Annotated in this window: 16 protein-coding genes and 1 pseudogene; all 17 read right to left on the bottom strand. The window is 63.0% G+C overall.

What is annotated here, in order from left to right; genetic code table 11:
* Nucleotides 1-224, bottom strand: a pseudogene (locus Q0C59_RS15020) (hypothetical protein); the annotation flags it as partial.
* Nucleotides 209-694, bottom strand: coding sequence for a thermonuclease family protein (locus Q0C59_RS15015; protein WP_015063510.1), 486 nt, complete (start codon nucleotides 692-694; stop codon nucleotides 209-211). The pseudogene Q0C59_RS15020 and the gene Q0C59_RS15015, both read right to left, overlap by 16 nt.
* A 1-nt stretch (nucleotide 695) precedes the next feature.
* Nucleotides 696-1,121, bottom strand: coding sequence for an OmpA family protein (locus tag Q0C59_RS15010; RefSeq protein ID WP_053057113.1), 426 nt, complete (start codon nucleotides 1,119-1,121; stop codon nucleotides 696-698).
* A 13-nt stretch (nucleotides 1,122-1,134) separates the two neighbouring features.
* A complete protein-coding gene (locus tag Q0C59_RS15005) occupies nucleotides 1,135-1,839 on the bottom strand; it encodes a TraX family protein (RefSeq protein ID WP_249027502.1) in 705 nt (234 codons plus the stop codon).
* Nucleotides 1,836-2,099: a hypothetical protein gene (locus tag Q0C59_RS15000; RefSeq protein ID WP_046977531.1), complete on the bottom strand. Its 264-nt coding sequence runs from the start codon at nucleotides 2,097-2,099 to the stop codon at nucleotides 1,836-1,838. The genes Q0C59_RS15005 and Q0C59_RS15000 overlap by 4 nt, the downstream gene beginning before the upstream one ends.
* A 25-nt stretch (nucleotides 2,100-2,124) precedes the next feature.
* On the bottom strand, nucleotides 2,125-2,730 hold the full coding sequence (locus Q0C59_RS14995) for a transglycosylase SLT domain-containing protein (RefSeq protein ID WP_046977530.1): 606 nt from the start codon (nucleotides 2,728-2,730) through the stop codon (nucleotides 2,125-2,127).
* Between the two features lie 13 nt (nucleotides 2,731-2,743).
* Complete coding sequence (locus tag Q0C59_RS14990; protein WP_015063527.1) at nucleotides 2,744-3,337, bottom strand: TrbM/KikA/MpfK family conjugal transfer protein; 594 nt, start codon at nucleotides 3,335-3,337, stop codon at nucleotides 2,744-2,746.
* A 19-nt stretch (nucleotides 3,338-3,356) separates the two neighbouring features.
* Nucleotides 3,357-5,102 (bottom strand): P-type conjugative transfer protein TrbL, encoded by a 1,746-nt coding sequence (trbL, locus tag Q0C59_RS14985; RefSeq protein ID WP_407066565.1) that lies wholly within the window; start codon nucleotides 5,100-5,102, stop codon nucleotides 3,357-3,359.
* A gap of 10 nt (nucleotides 5,103-5,112) precedes the next feature.
* Nucleotides 5,113-5,352, bottom strand: a complete 240-nt coding sequence (gene trbK, locus Q0C59_RS14980) for an entry exclusion lipoprotein TrbK (RefSeq protein ID WP_031944010.1) — start codon at nucleotides 5,350-5,352, stop codon at nucleotides 5,113-5,115.
* Nucleotides 5,353-5,362: 10 nt separating this feature from the next.
* A complete protein-coding gene (gene trbJ / locus Q0C59_RS14975) occupies nucleotides 5,363-6,130 on the bottom strand; it encodes a P-type conjugative transfer protein TrbJ (protein ID WP_291216802.1) in 768 nt (255 codons plus the stop codon).
* A 24-nt stretch (nucleotides 6,131-6,154) separates the two neighbouring features.
* A complete protein-coding gene (locus tag Q0C59_RS14970) occupies nucleotides 6,155-7,549 on the bottom strand; it encodes a TrbI/VirB10 family protein (protein WP_291216788.1) in 1,395 nt (464 codons plus the stop codon).
* 5 nt (nucleotides 7,550-7,554) lie between these two features.
* Entirely contained in the window at nucleotides 7,555-8,022 is a 468-nt protein-coding gene (locus Q0C59_RS14965) for a conjugal transfer protein TrbH (protein WP_046977527.1), read from the bottom strand.
* Nucleotides 8,023-8,024: 2 nt separating this feature from the next.
* On the bottom strand, nucleotides 8,025-8,930 hold the full coding sequence (trbG, locus tag Q0C59_RS14960; protein ID WP_291216781.1) for a P-type conjugative transfer protein TrbG: 906 nt from the start codon (nucleotides 8,928-8,930) through the stop codon (nucleotides 8,025-8,027).
* 12 nt (nucleotides 8,931-8,942) lie between these two features.
* Complete coding sequence (locus Q0C59_RS14955) at nucleotides 8,943-9,719, bottom strand: conjugal transfer protein TrbF (protein ID WP_015063521.1); 777 nt, start codon at nucleotides 9,717-9,719, stop codon at nucleotides 8,943-8,945.
* A complete protein-coding gene (locus tag Q0C59_RS14950) occupies nucleotides 9,716-12,253 on the bottom strand; it encodes a VirB4 family type IV secretion/conjugal transfer ATPase (RefSeq protein WP_291216776.1) in 2,538 nt (845 codons plus the stop codon). The genes Q0C59_RS14955 and Q0C59_RS14950 overlap by 4 nt, the downstream gene beginning before the upstream one ends.
* Nucleotides 12,250-12,561, bottom strand: a complete 312-nt coding sequence (locus Q0C59_RS14945) for a conjugal transfer protein TrbD (protein ID WP_011171720.1) — start codon at nucleotides 12,559-12,561, stop codon at nucleotides 12,250-12,252. The genes Q0C59_RS14950 and Q0C59_RS14945 overlap by 4 nt, the downstream gene beginning before the upstream one ends.
* A gap of 2 nt (nucleotides 12,562-12,563) precedes the next feature.
* Nucleotides 12,564-12,887, bottom strand: a 324-nt coding sequence (trbC, locus tag Q0C59_RS14940) for an IncP-type conjugal transfer pilin TrbC (RefSeq protein ID WP_291216769.1), incomplete at its 5' end; no start/stop codon positions are given.

Genomic DNA, 12,887 nt, shown 5'->3' with positions numbered 1-12,887 from the left:
AACATGCGCTTGCCGGCCGGCGTGATCCACATGCCTATCAGCTCGCGCTTGGAGTCGGCGACCAGGCGCTGCGCCGGCTTGTCCATGTGGGCCTTGATCTTCTCGCACATGGCCGTGGTGGCCGGCACCGAGGGAAGACGCTGCAGGTAGTCGAGAACGTTCTCGAGCACGGCCAGCGTTTCCTTGTGCTTCTGTTCGTCGGTGAATTTCACTTGGCGTCCCATCCCTTTCTTTTTTCTGCGCGCCACTCCCAGGGCGCGACCGCGTGCGGATCGGCCCACAGGCCGACCCGCCCAGCGCGTGCCGCTGCTTCGACGTCGAGCAGCGACCGATCCACCAGGTAGGCCCGATACACCCAGGCCATGCCCTGTTCCACCATCATGCGGTTGACACTGCGGCCGTCCACCAACAGCGTGCCGATCGCGCGGCCGTAGCGATCGACGGACGCCGATCGCACGTAGACCGACTTCTGGAACACCGCCGCAGCAAGCGCCTGCCTTGACCTGGTGCCGAAGGCTTGCGCCTTCTCGGGGGCGTCAATCTCAGCCAGGCGCGTGCGGATCGGCGTGCGATCCACCAACACATCCACCGTATCACCATCGAGAACGCCGACGACGCGGCCCGCGAAATCGGCGTGTGCCTGTCCTGCAGCGATGCACAGGACCAGCGCGACCAGGCGAGCCAAGCGCGCCATGTCAGTTGCCCACGAAGACAAGTTCAACTTCCACGCGCTGGTTCTCAAGCCGGCCTTCTGGAGTCGAGTTGTCCGCGATGAAGTCTGCAGCAGATGCGAAGTTGACGACGATCTTCAACGGCGAAACGCCGCGTGCGATGAGATAGGAGCGCGCCGACAGTGCCCGAGCAAGGGCCAGCGATTCATCCTGCGCGCTCGGCTTGAGTGTGCTGGTGCGTCCCTTGATCGTCACCAGGTCGGCATCCTTCGCGTTGAGCAATTCCGCTTCCTGCCGTGCCGTGGGCCGGAAGGCCGTGCCGCCATGGGGGAAGGACACGAAGACACCCGACAGGACCGGCCTGCCGTATTCGGTCATCGGCTGGGCCGATGCGCTTTGCGCGGCCACCAGGAAGGCAGCAGAGAGGGCCAGCAGGCACGGTTTGAACATGAACACGCTCCAATCAGAAAAAGAGGTAGCCGGCCTTGCTCATCGGGATTCGGATGAGCCAAAGCGCGACCAGGTGCAGGGGGTAGTAGGCGTAAAACGCCCACCGCAGCCGGGGCAGGCGCACATCGACGTGCGCAGCCGCGGCGACCACGGGGAGCGCCGCCAACGCCCAAAAATTGCCGTTGATGAACCACAGCGCGGCGCAGGACGCCAGCAGCAGCGCGAGCGCCGGCACCGATGGCTTCCTGCAGTACCACCAGACAGCCAGGCAGATCGAGAGCGCCGGCCACCAGTATTCGACCGAGCTGCCGGCGACGAGGAACACGGCGGCAGCGGCAACCAGGCGCGGACGGCCTCCCTGGTCGATGAGGAAGAGCACGGCCGTTGCGGCCAGCAGCGTGAACATCACGTTCAGCGGCCACCAGCCGGCCCACAGGCCGCCCAAGGCGAGGAATGCAGGGGTGGCGGCAAGGCCGAAGAGGGCCAGGCGCTTCAAGGTGCGGCGATAGACGCCGCGCTGCAGCGTATCCGGCCGAGCCAGGTTGTACGCCAGGACAAAGCAGAAGATCGGCAGCGCCAGGCGACCCGCGTTGAACAGCAGCGGCACCGTGCCATTGAACAGGTACTTGTTGACGTGATCGCCGGTCATGAGCAGCAGCGCGAGCCACTTCAACGCTTCGACCGATCCATCAGCGACGACCAGGCGCGGCAACCTCACTTGCGGCCACCTCGCCGGCTGTAGTGCTGGAGGGCGACGAAGGCGAGATACAGCACGGGCGCGAGCAGGATCAGCGCAATGGTCTTGCCGATCCATGCCGGCAGCGACCAGAGCACCAGGCCGAGCAGGAGCAGCGGTCCGCAGGCAAGCAGCAGTAAATCGCCCTGGCTCTTGGCCTGCGACTCGGCCCAATCGCAATAGCTCTTGATGACACCGAAAAGGCCGAGGGTGTACCGCTTCATGAAGGCGTGAAAGTCCATGTTTTTATCCGCTAAAAAAACGGCCTCACTGGCCGTTGATGATGAGCTTTCGAGGCACGTAGCTGGCAGTGCTCCAAGGCCCTGCAGGCGCTGCCTGCGGGACCGCTGCAGGGGCCGGCTTCGATACCACTGGCGCGGTCGGAGCGACCGCTTGAACGGCTACCTGCGTCGAAGGGGTTGCGCCGGGCTTCGTCACGTCGCGGGTAACGAAACGCGCATCGAGCCAATCGGCCCACTTGACTGCCCTGCGCATCAGGTCGGCGCGATAGACCACGTTGAATTGGGGGGTGCGCGAGTGGTAGTTAGCCGCCCGCGTCCACAAGTCGCCCTTGTCCTTGCGGATGTGTTGCCGCAGCCGCCAGGCCGCCAGGTCAAACGAGTAGCAGCCAGCCGCTGCCACGTCGTTTGCCGTAATGCCGTACTTCGCCAGGTCGCCCAGGTACAGGGTGTTGAACTGCATCGGGCCCACGTCATGCGTGCCGTTCGTGTTCTTCACCCACTGGCCCGGCTTGCCGCCTTCTTTCTCCGCGACCGCAAGAACGATGTTCGCCGGCACTTCGTATTTGACGGCGGCCGAAATCGAGCAGATGACGCGCTCTTGAAGCTGGGGCGGGAGATCGATGAAAGACATGGTTCAGGCTCCCTTAGTTGCCACCGCCGCCCCAACTGGCGCGGCGGCGCTCTTCGTCTTCGGCCTTGATGCGGGCGTTGTATTCGGCCAGGGCGCGGTCATAGTCCCGCGCCTCGACCCAATACCCTCCCCGCTCAGGAATCCCCACATAGCGCGGCACCGTGCCCGAGAAGTCCGTGTAGGCGTGCGTCGTGTAGGCGGTGCAGTAGCTGGGCATCTGGTTGCTGACGTACACCATGCCATCGTCGGAACCCGTCCACGAACGCAGCACGGCGTTCAGGGACGCGGCATCGCACCGGCCGGCACCGTTGGCCTGCGCGTTGACCAGGGCCGACATTTGCGGCGTTTGATTGGCGACGGGACACAGGTTCAGGAAGTTGACGCGGCCCCGGATCGTGTCCGACAGCTTGCGGTACGAAATGCTGAAATAGCGGCGCAGCGAAGGCGTGCATTCGCTGGGCTGGGTGCCAGTGGCAAGGCACAAGATCGCTTCGCAGGCCAGGCGGGTATCGCCCGTGAGGATTTCCTGCGCGCTGGCAGTGGCTGGAATCGCACCGAAGGCGGCCACCGCAAGAGCGGCCGAGGCGATGAGGTTTTTGCGTTGCATGGTTGATGCTCCTTTGCAGTTACGAGGTTTTGGAATTGCGATTCATGAAGTCGGCCACTTCGGGCGCGACGGGGGTTTCTGCCTGGCCCTTGCCTGCAGACAGTTCGTTGTCGTTGAAGGCCGTCGCGGCCGTCGAGGCCTGCGCGGCGCTGCTGGGTGCCGGTGCGGGAGTGGACAGGTCTGCCGGCGCTGCCGCGTCCTGCGCCCTGATCGCGGCTGCGATCTTTCCGCCCGTGGTTTCGCTGATGCGATCAAGAGCCGACTCGCGCATGCTCGCGGCCTTGGCTTTCGCCACGTCCCAGGAGCCTTGCGCCAGGTTGCCCGCAGTGCCCGCAGCAATGGCCGCCGCACGGCCCAACATGCTGCCGGTGGAGCGTTGTTCGCCAGGTGCCAGGCCAGTGCCCTGCCCCCCTCCCTTGGCGTCAGAACCTGCGGCCTTGCCGCCTGCGTCGGCCTTCCCTTCGGCACCAGGTGCCGCGCCACCGCCCGAGTCCTTGCCCTCGCCTGCCGGCGCGCTGCTCTTGCCGCCCGAGCTGCCGCCTTCGGAGGCACCACCACCGAAGCCACCGCCCGAGCCACTGGAGCCACTTGAGCCGCTGCCCGAGCCGCTGCCCGAGCTGCTGCCGGTGTCCATGCCCGCGAAGACGCTGCCACCGCCAGAGCTGCCGCCGCCAGGGCCTGCAGCGGCCATAGCGACGCCGCCCATCGTGTCGCCCATGCCACCACCGCCGCCGCCCTCGCTGGATGCCGCAGACGCTTTGCTGTAGGCCGCCATGAGGGCTTGCGCGCCACCGGCCGCGCTGGCCGCGCCGGCCGCAATCGCTGCGCCGCCCGTGGCGATTGCCGCACCCGCTACTGCTGCCGCACCCATCGCTGCGCCGGCACCGAAGCCGCCGCCGAGGGCGTGCGCGCCTCCACCCATCGCCAGGCCGCCGACCATCGACGGCAGCTTGTTTACCAACGCCAGCAGCACGACCGCGACAATCATCATCACGCCTAATTCCTTGAGGCTGATGCCGGCGCTCATGGCGTTGTAATACTGATCGACAAACGACTTGCCGATGCCGACGAGCAGAACCATCGTGAAGAGCTGCGCGGCGATGTTCAGGACGGTCTTGTAGTAGTTGATCGCCATGTCCGAAGTCCACCGCGATCCACCGAAGCCGAGAAAGAAAACGCCGGCATAGGCCAATATCCAGCCGCTCACCAGGAGCAGCAACATATTCACGCCGATCAACGCCAGGATGATGAGAATCGCCGCGCTGATGAGGATGCCGGCCGCGCTATCGACAGGCGACCACACCGAAGACTGATCGAGCACCTTAAAGAAAATGTCGAAACCAATATCAACGATCCCGGAGGGCGTCAGCGTCGAGCCGGTGCCGCTTGCACTGCCTGCGATGGTGCGCAGCGAACTCATGATGTCGGTGGCGAAATTCGGCCCGTTCGTGAGCAGCCACCAGAAGAAGCCGGTGAAGATGGTGAAGCGGATGAACTCCGCATAGAACTCGCCAATATCGGCCTTGCGCAAGGCCATGAAGCCAAACGTCCACACCATCGAAATCACTGCGAGCGTCCAAAACAACCAGGTGGCCCGGGCCGTGATGAAGCCGGCCCAACCACTGGCGGCAGCCGAATAGCGGTTGAGGACGTTATCTAAGACGCCGGCATTGTCGATAGCCGCTTGCGCCTCAATGGAAAAGAACGCCAGCCACAGCAAAACAAACAGCAGGCCGGCGTTCTTGAATACGGCTGGCATTCTCATAGTCACAACCTCACCATTCTTTCTTTTCGCTGGGTTTGAAACCGCCACCACGGCGCAGGCACAGCGACGAAAACGCTTGCTGCGCGCCCTTGTCTTCGATCTTGGCAACGCTCGCGGGCTTGCAGTTCTCATCGTTGACTTCGGGCATGGCTTGCTTGGCCGGTTGTTCTGCAGGCTTTTCGCCGCAGCCGGCGACCAAGGCCGCCACGAGGGCGGCCAGGGCCAAGGTAAGAACCTTGTTGGTCTTCATCGAGCAGCCCTTACCAAGTGCGCGCAGGGCTAGCGCGGTACTCGCCCTTGCGCAAGTTTTCGGCAGCAGCGGCCTCTTGCGCCTCTCTGTCTGCAATCACCTGGTTGCGCGTGGCGACCGCGTTCTGTTGCGCGATCAACAGGCCGCGAATCTGCAGGAGCTGGTTTGCCTGGTTGCTGGCGAGCTGGTTTGCAAAGCCGATGGCCTGCATCTGGCCGGTGGCTCCCTGCGCGGAAGATTGCAGGCGTTGCAATTGGCGCGCATCGGATTCCATTGCGTCCTGCTGCTTGTCCAAGCCTTTGAACAGCGCATCGTTGGCCTTCTTCTGAGCTTCCGAATTCAGCTTGTTGGAAGCCTGTTTCATGGCGTCGAATTCAGCCTTCGTGCAACCGATGTTGAAGCATGGGGACGAGCGGTAATAGGACACGTCCTGGAACTTCGACAGGTAGCCGTCGAGGCTGCCCGCCTGGTTCTTGTAGTAGTTCAACGTGTCGATGGCCCCGCGAAGCTGGTTCATCGTGGACGTGGCCTGATCCCAGATATACGCGGCCGGTGCGACCGTGTTCTGGATCATGTTTTCGTACTGCTGGAGCTGGGTGCGGTACTGCTCAATTTGCTTGAGCGTCTGCGCAACGTTCTCCACCGCCGACATGACGGTTTGCGTCAGATTCGCACCGTCGATAACCGGGATGCCGGCCTGCGCCGGGGTCATCACGCCAGGGGCAGTAAGTGCAAAAACCAAAGCGACTTTAGCCGCTAAAACTTTCTTAGTGAGCATCTTCATTTCGCTTTCTCCTTTGGGTTAATAGTCGAACGCCTGGTACGGCTTGGAAAACGTCATGTCCTTGGTGACGATGACGTTAAAACGGTAGCCCGGACGAATTTCGAGGGTCGGGGCAATGTTCATGTTTTTGGAAATCAACTGAGCGGTGACAAGGCCGAGCTGCTGGCCCAACGCTTCGCTAAGTGCGCCGCTGGCCGTCTGCCGATTGCCGTTGTTCTGCTGGTCCTGGTTCTGGCTCATGGTGATACCCGCCGTCACGCCAGACATGAGGAATGCCGATGCGAACAGCCGGAAATAGTGGTTGTTCACCTGGTCATTGAAGCCCGCATAACCGGCGCTGTCCGCACCAGGCATCGAACCAATATCCATTGCCTTGCCATCCGGGAAGACGATGCGTTGCCAGGCAATCAGCACGCGGGATTGGCCGTATGCCACATCACTGGAGTACCGACCCACAAGGCGCGAGCCTTGAGGAATCAGCTTCCATTTGCCGGTGGGCGTGTCGAACACGTCCTGGCTCACCTGGGCCATGATCTGACCGGGCAAATCGGAGTTGATGCCTGAAATCAGCGTGGCGGGCACGACGAAACCGGCGCGCAGCTCATACGGCGAGCGTGGCGCTTCGGGCTTGGAATCGAGCTTCCAGCGGTCTTCCTGCCCGGAGTTGGCGAACTGCGAATAGTCCTTGCTCCCCGACGAGCTGGAGCCGGCCGTTTGCAGGAGCCTAGGAGCCGCCGAAACGCCTCCCCCGGACATACCCCCTACCCCACCGGCTTGAAGCTGCTGCATGCGCGCTCTGTAGGCCGCCGTGGGGTCGTCGCGGGTCTGCGCGTCGATCTGCTGGCGCACGGCCGCCAGTCGGGCTAACGCTTCCTCGCGGGTGGCCGGCGCTGCGCCATCCGTCAGGCCGCCAGGCGTCGATCCCGAGCTGCGCGGAGCGATACCCCGCACGCCCGTCTTTGCCTTGATGGCCTCTTCGAGCTGCTGCATCTTCGCCATGCGGACGCGCTGCATTTCGTCGTTGTTGACACGGTCATCCAGGCTTGCGCTGGTCGGTGGCGTCGGCGGCGCGTCCAGGTTGTCCGGGCGGGCAACGTCGATGGCCTGGCCTTGCGGCTGCGAGAGGTCGGGCACCGTGGGCGGTGCTGGCCGCTCGGCCTGAATGATCCCGTCCTTCTGGTTGCCGGCAATCTCGTTGGCGAACATGCTGGTGTTGCCAGCCTTTTCGTCCTTCGCACCGGCCGGCCGGTTCTGCTGGGCTGCGCGATCCGCAGCCACCAACACCATGACCAGCAGGAACACGCCCATCAGGCCGCCGATGATGTAGACCGGCAGATTGTTGACGCGGCGAACGCCGGTCTTCTTTGTCACTTCCCCAGGGGAAGCGTCAGGCGACATTTGGTCTTCGCTCATGTGCGTTACTCCTTCCGAACCCACGCGCCGGCCGGGTACAGAGTGCCGTTCTGTGCAGCCGAGTAAGCGCGGGTCAATGACTGGTTGCCCACCAGCAGGGTCACGCGGTACAGGTTCGATTCAGCTTGATCGAGGATGTACCGCAGCGGTTTGCCAGCGGTCGCCGTGGCGTCCGTGGCCGCCGATGCGGCCGAGGCCGGCGCGGCCGGTTTGAACTCCAAGAGGGCATAGCCCTTGGCGCGCAGCGACTCGACCAGCGAAGAGCCGAAGGCATCCGGCGTGGCGTGCTGCAGATCGAACCGGGTGCTTGCGGGCGGGTACACGGCAACGAGCTGCTTCACGGCGTCATCAGCCATCGTTTGATTGAAGGCTGCAGGCGCGCTTTGCGTGAAGTTGCCGTAGGTGGATGGCGCAGTGGTGGCGCAGCCGGCCAGGCCGACCACGAGCAGCGCGAGGAAAGCGGTCTTGCGCATGGTTATTTCCCCCTGGTGATGGTCACGCGGTCTTGGCTGCTGCCGACGCCGGCAATCAGCACGGCCTTGTCGAAAACCGTGTCCACGATGTAGCGGTCACCCTGCACGCGGTAATTGACCATCACGGTTTCTTCATCCGTGAAAACGCCGCCATCCTTGCGAACGACCAGGAGCGTCGGCGCTTCCGTCTGCTGCATCGTGCTGGGCATCTGGATGATGGTTTTGGTCCCATCGTTGTAGACGCGCAAGGGCTTCCAGGCGGCCGATCCCGACACGTCATAGGCAAAGTTCAGATCGCCCAGGTACTCGCCGGTTTGCGGGATCGTGCGCGACTGCTTTTCCTTCACTTCGCGGGTCTTGATGGCGTCCCACTTCGCCATTGCGTCTTCCGTGTAGGTGAACGCCACACGGGGCATGAACTCCGTGCGATGCGAGCGCAGCCGCAGGTGATACGTGCGCCGGTTCGTGGTGACGATCAGCGACGTTTCCAGGCCCACGTCCATCGGCTTGATGATGAGGTGCTGCACTTCGGCCGGGCCGCTGCCCGTGATGGCCGGCTCGACCGTCCACCGGGCGGTGTCGCCCAGGTGGATCGAGTTGACCTGTTCACCGGGCTGCAGCTCCACATCGCAGACCTGCAGCACTGCGCACACGATGCTGGGCTGCTGCGCACCGAACAGGAAGCGGATCGAGCCATCGGCGCCGGCCACCGGCTTGATGCCCGTCGCGCTGTTGTCGCGCCACTTCTGAGCGATGGCGACGGCCGCTTTTTCCTGCGGCGTCAGCGTCGGGTTGTCTTTGGAGAAATAGAGGTCGGCCAGGTTCTTGTCAGCCGGGCCGGCCGGTCCTGCAGCGAGTGCGAATGCGGGCGCAGCGCCCAGGACCAAAGCGAGAAGATACTTGTTCATGAGTGTTGCCCCTTAAAGCTGTTTCGACCAAGAGAAGTCACGGACGTAGATGCCAAGCGGGTTGTTGCGCACTTGCTCTTCCGTGGTGTTTGGAGTGGTGGCGACGGTGTAGACCGTGACCAAGGCCCGCATGCGGACCGGCAGGCCCTTCACGACGCCCTGCCGGTCGCGTGTCGTCTCCATCCAGTCCACTTGCCAGGTGTCGGGTGTCTGCGGGATCACCGAGAGAATTTCGGTGCTGACCGTTTCCTTCGCGGCGCGCTTGAACGGGCTGCTGTCCTCGCTGCCGTTCAACCATTCATTGGTCTTGGCCGTGGCCGGATCGTTGGCCGAAAGCATCGAGTAGAGCCGGAACACGGCCTTGCGCTGCAAGGCCACGTCAGGCGTCACCAAGCGGGCATCGCTGACGAACGAGGCCACCGAGGCGTGCACCACGCGCTGATCGACTGCAGCGGCCCGCTGTGCCGGCGCGACGGCCACCGCCTGGCCGAGCTTGTCTACCTCGACCACGTAGGGCACGAACTTCGATTGACTGCCAATGTGGATCAACCCGCCCACGGCGGCCAGGACGATCAACAACGACAGAATGCCGACAACCTGCCAGGTCTGGCGCGACGAGACGACCGCGCCAACGTGTTCATTCCAGGTGCGGCGTGCCGCCAGGTACGGGTTTTCGACCTCGCCCCTGCGTCGGCCACCTTCCATCACCGAATCCGGTGCGCGCCGGGGATCAGCCGGCTGTGCGGGCTTCTTGAAAATCAAGCCCTTGATCGTGTCTGCAAAGCTCATGCTGCCACCCCATAGTCAGAAAGTTTCAAATTGCGGCCGGCGAGCCATTCATGCACCCAGGCATCGCCGAACTTGGTTTCGAGGCTCTTGATAGCCGCCACGGATTCCTTGTCGGACGCGCCGACGAACGCCAGGGCCAGCGGGCCTAGAGCCAGGTCGTAGAGTCGCCGACCGTTCTCGGAAACGTAGTAGTACTGCCGCTTCGGAATGGCCGTAGCCAGAATCTCAATCTGGCGAGCGTTGAGGCCCATGCGGCGATAGAGCGCCGCCGTGTCCTCATCGCGGGCGTACACGTTGGGCAGGAAGATCTTGGTTGCGGTCGATTCCACGATCACGTCCAAGATGCCCGAGTTCGCCGCGTCGGAAAGGCTCTGCGTTGCCATGAGCACCAGGCAGTTCGCCTTGCGCAGCACCTTGAGCCATTCCCGAATCTTGGCGCGGAACGCCGGGTGTCCCAGCATCAGCCAGGCTTCGTCCAGGATGATGACGGCCGGCTGGCCTTTCAGGCTGCGCTCGATGCGGCGGAACAGGTAGAGCAGCGTCGGCAGGGCGTATTTCTCGCCCAGGTTCATCAGCTCTTCGATTTCAAAAACGGTGAAGTCGGTGAGCGACAAACCATCTTCTTCGGCATCGAGCAGATGGCCCATGTTGCCGTCCACCGTGTACTGCCGGATCGCCTCGCGGATCGCTTCATCCTGGATCGTCACGCTGAATTCGGACAGCGTGCGCGCTCCGCTGGCGTGCATGCTCATGATCGCGTTCCCGATCTCATTGCGTTGCGCCGGGGTGGTTTCCACGTTGTTCAGCGCAAGGATCGTGTCGATCCACTCCATCGCCCAAGCCCGATCACTCTTCGACTCCAGGAACTGCAGAGGGCAGAAGGCCAGCTTGTCGTCATCGGCCGCCACGGTGAAGTGCTTGCCGCCCGTGGCCTTGGCCAAGGGGTACATGGACATGCCTTTGTCGAAGGCGTAGATCGACATGCCTTGATAGCGACGGAGCTGCGCCGCGATCAACGCAAGGTGCGTTGACTTGCCGGCACCCGTGGGACCGAACATGAAGGTGTGGCCCAGGTCGCGCACATGCAGGTTGAGACGGAACGGCGTGGCACCGTGCGTCACGCAATGCATGAGTGCCGGCGACAGCGGCGGATACATCGGGCAAGGCGCTTTGTTGAGGCCCGTCCAGATCGTGCTTGTCGGCAGCAGATCGGCCAGGTTCATCGTGTTGATGAGCGGGCGGCGAACGTTCTCCACGCCGTGGCCCGGAAGGCTTCCCAGGTAGGCGTCCAGCGTGTTGATTGTCTCGATCCGCGCAGCGAAGCCCAGGCGGTTGATGGCCTTTTCTACCTGGCGTGCAGAGGTTTCCAGCTTTTCGCGGTCTTCGTCCATCAGGACGACGACGCTGGTGTAGTAACCCACCGCGACCAGGCCGCTATTGACCTCGGCAATCGCAGACTCGGCATCGTTCACCATGGACATGGCGTCCTGGTCCACCGAGCCGGTATTGGTGTTGAACACCTGGTCGAAGAATCCACGGATTTTTTGCTTCCACTTCTTGCGGAACTTGTCCAGGTGCTTCACGGCCTCGTGCGAGTCCATGAAGATGAAGCGGCTCGACCAGCGGTATTCGACGGGCAGCTCGCCCAGGGCGGTCAAGACTCCCGGTGTTGACTCCAGAGGAAAGCCCTCGATGGCGACGACCTGGACGAACTTGCGGCCGATCTTGGGCACCACGCCGCCGAACAGCTCCTGGCCGCCGATCACGGCATCCAGGTACATCGGGTTGCTGGGCAGCAGCACAGGGTGATCCATGCCCGTGATGCAGAACTGCAGCCACCGCAGCAGATCGTCATGCGTGACCGTGGAGCCGTCTTCGTTCACCACCTTGTTCCCACGCAGGCGCTGCAGCTTGACGGCCGACGACAGGCGCGATTCGATGCTGGTGCATTCGCGCTTGAAGTAGTCGATCAAGCCTTGCGTGCGGGCCTTGTTGCCGGGGGTCTTCGCTTCGTCATCGAACATCAGTTCAACGAACTTGCTTTGCGCCAGAAGCGGCGGAAAGTAGGTCATCGTGACGATGAAATAGCCCTCGTACATCGTGCCCAGGCCCTCGAAGAGTCGGCGGCGCTCTTCGTCCATGGCGGCCGACACCGGATCAGGGAAATGCGAAAGGCCCGTTTCGGTGTAGTTGGGTGCCGGCCGGCGCACGGCATCGACGTGGAGCATCCAGCCGTTACCCAGGCCCGCGAGCGCCTGATTGATGCGGAACGACACCATTTCCCGCTGTTCATCGGTGCTGCTTGCGTTGTCGTCGCCCTTGTAGAGCCAAGAGGCGATGAACGACCCGTTCTTACCCACGATCACGCCGTCATCGACCATGGCGGCGTAGTTGAGTAGATCGGCCAGGCCGGCGTCCTTGGAACGATGCTTTTTGAGCTTCAATTCCGCATCGACGGCTCGGATGCGAGCGAACAGGATGAGCAGCAGCAAGGCACCGAGCGCCGCGATGCCAATTGCGATTGCTTCGATCATTTGTATTGCTTCCCTTGGCTATTCGGGTTCAGTCGGAAAGGCGTGCTGCGCGCTGGGTAGTACCCCTTGTACTTACGGTGACGCAGGTACACGAAGCGCAGCTTGGGATCGGACTTCGCCATGAGCCGGCACGCGAAGAGCGCACCGAACCACAGCAGAAGCCCGATCACCGTTGCCCTCAGTTCTTGGGCGCTGAAAATCAGCGCGAAGGCCAGAAGACCCGAAAACATCACCAGTTCACGATCCCCACCCATGAACAGGTTGTCTCGGTTCCCGGCGCGACGAATGGGGATCGTGCGGAGGGCCATCGTTAGACCGTGCGGACGCTGTTGGTCAGAACCGATGCGGCCTTGAGCTGGTGCATCACGGCATCGCCCAGCGCAGCAATCTCAGCGCCACGGCCGAAGAAGGTGCTCATCACGTTCTGCGCGCCGACCAGGAGGGCCATCACCAGGACGAGGAAAATCAGCGTGCGGAAGAAGCCATTCAGATCGCCGCCGAAGATCAGCACGCCGCCCGCGATCACGATGCCGATGATCGACAGCGCGAAGGCCACGGGGCCGGTGACGGAATTGCGCAGGTTCGTCAACCAGCTTTCATAGGGCAGCGAGCCGCCCGTGCCTTCCGAGGCAAA

This window comes from Hydrogenophaga sp. (assembly GCF_022844385.1).
Taxonomy (GTDB): domain Bacteria; phylum Pseudomonadota; class Gammaproteobacteria; order Burkholderiales; family Burkholderiaceae_C; genus Hydrogenophaga.
The sequence above is the reverse complement of the archived record's forward strand: the minus strand, read 5'-3'. Positions and strand labels throughout refer to the sequence as shown.

Bases quoted from the DNA above. Each gene is read 5' to 3' on its own strand.
- Q0C59_RS15015 (WP_015063510.1), bottom strand. From the start codon at position 694: ATGGCGCGCTTGGCTCGCCTGGTCGCGCTGGTCCTGTGCATCGCTGCA.
- Q0C59_RS15010 (WP_053057113.1), bottom strand. From the start codon at position 1,121: ATGTTCAAACCGTGCCTGCTGGCCCTCTCTGCTGCCTTCCTGGTGGCC.
- Q0C59_RS15000 (WP_046977531.1), bottom strand. From the start codon at position 2,099: ATGGACTTTCACGCCTTCATGAAGCGGTACACCCTCGGCCTTTTCGGT.
- Q0C59_RS14995 (WP_046977530.1), bottom strand. From the start codon at position 2,730: ATGTCTTTCATCGATCTCCCGCCCCAGCTTCAAGAGCGCGTCATCTGC.
- Q0C59_RS14990 (WP_015063527.1), bottom strand. From the start codon at position 3,337: ATGCAACGCAAAAACCTCATCGCCTCGGCCGCTCTTGCGGTGGCCGCC.
- trbL (WP_407066565.1), bottom strand. From the start codon at position 5,102: ATGAGAATGCCAGCCGTATTCAAGAACGCCGGCCTGCTGTTTGTTTTG.
- trbK (WP_031944010.1), bottom strand. From the start codon at position 5,352: ATGAAGACCAACAAGGTTCTTACCTTGGCCCTGGCCGCCCTCGTGGCG.
- trbJ (WP_291216802.1), bottom strand. From the start codon at position 6,130: ATGCTCACTAAGAAAGTTTTAGCGGCTAAAGTCGCTTTGGTTTTTGCA.
- Q0C59_RS14970 (WP_291216788.1), bottom strand. From the start codon at position 7,549: ATGAGCGAAGACCAAATGTCGCCTGACGCTTCCCCTGGGGAAGTGACA.
- Q0C59_RS14965 (WP_046977527.1), bottom strand. From the start codon at position 8,022: ATGCGCAAGACCGCTTTCCTCGCGCTGCTCGTGGTCGGCCTGGCCGGC.
- trbG (WP_291216781.1), bottom strand. From the start codon at position 8,930: ATGAACAAGTATCTTCTCGCTTTGGTCCTGGGCGCTGCGCCCGCATTC.
- Q0C59_RS14955 (WP_015063521.1), bottom strand. From the start codon at position 9,719: ATGAGCTTTGCAGACACGATCAAGGGCTTGATTTTCAAGAAGCCCGCA.
- Q0C59_RS14950 (WP_291216776.1), bottom strand. From the start codon at position 12,253: ATGATCGAAGCAATCGCAATTGGCATCGCGGCGCTCGGTGCCTTGCTG.
- Q0C59_RS14945 (WP_011171720.1), bottom strand. From the start codon at position 12,561: ATGGCCCTCCGCACGATCCCCATTCGTCGCGCCGGGAACCGAGACAAC.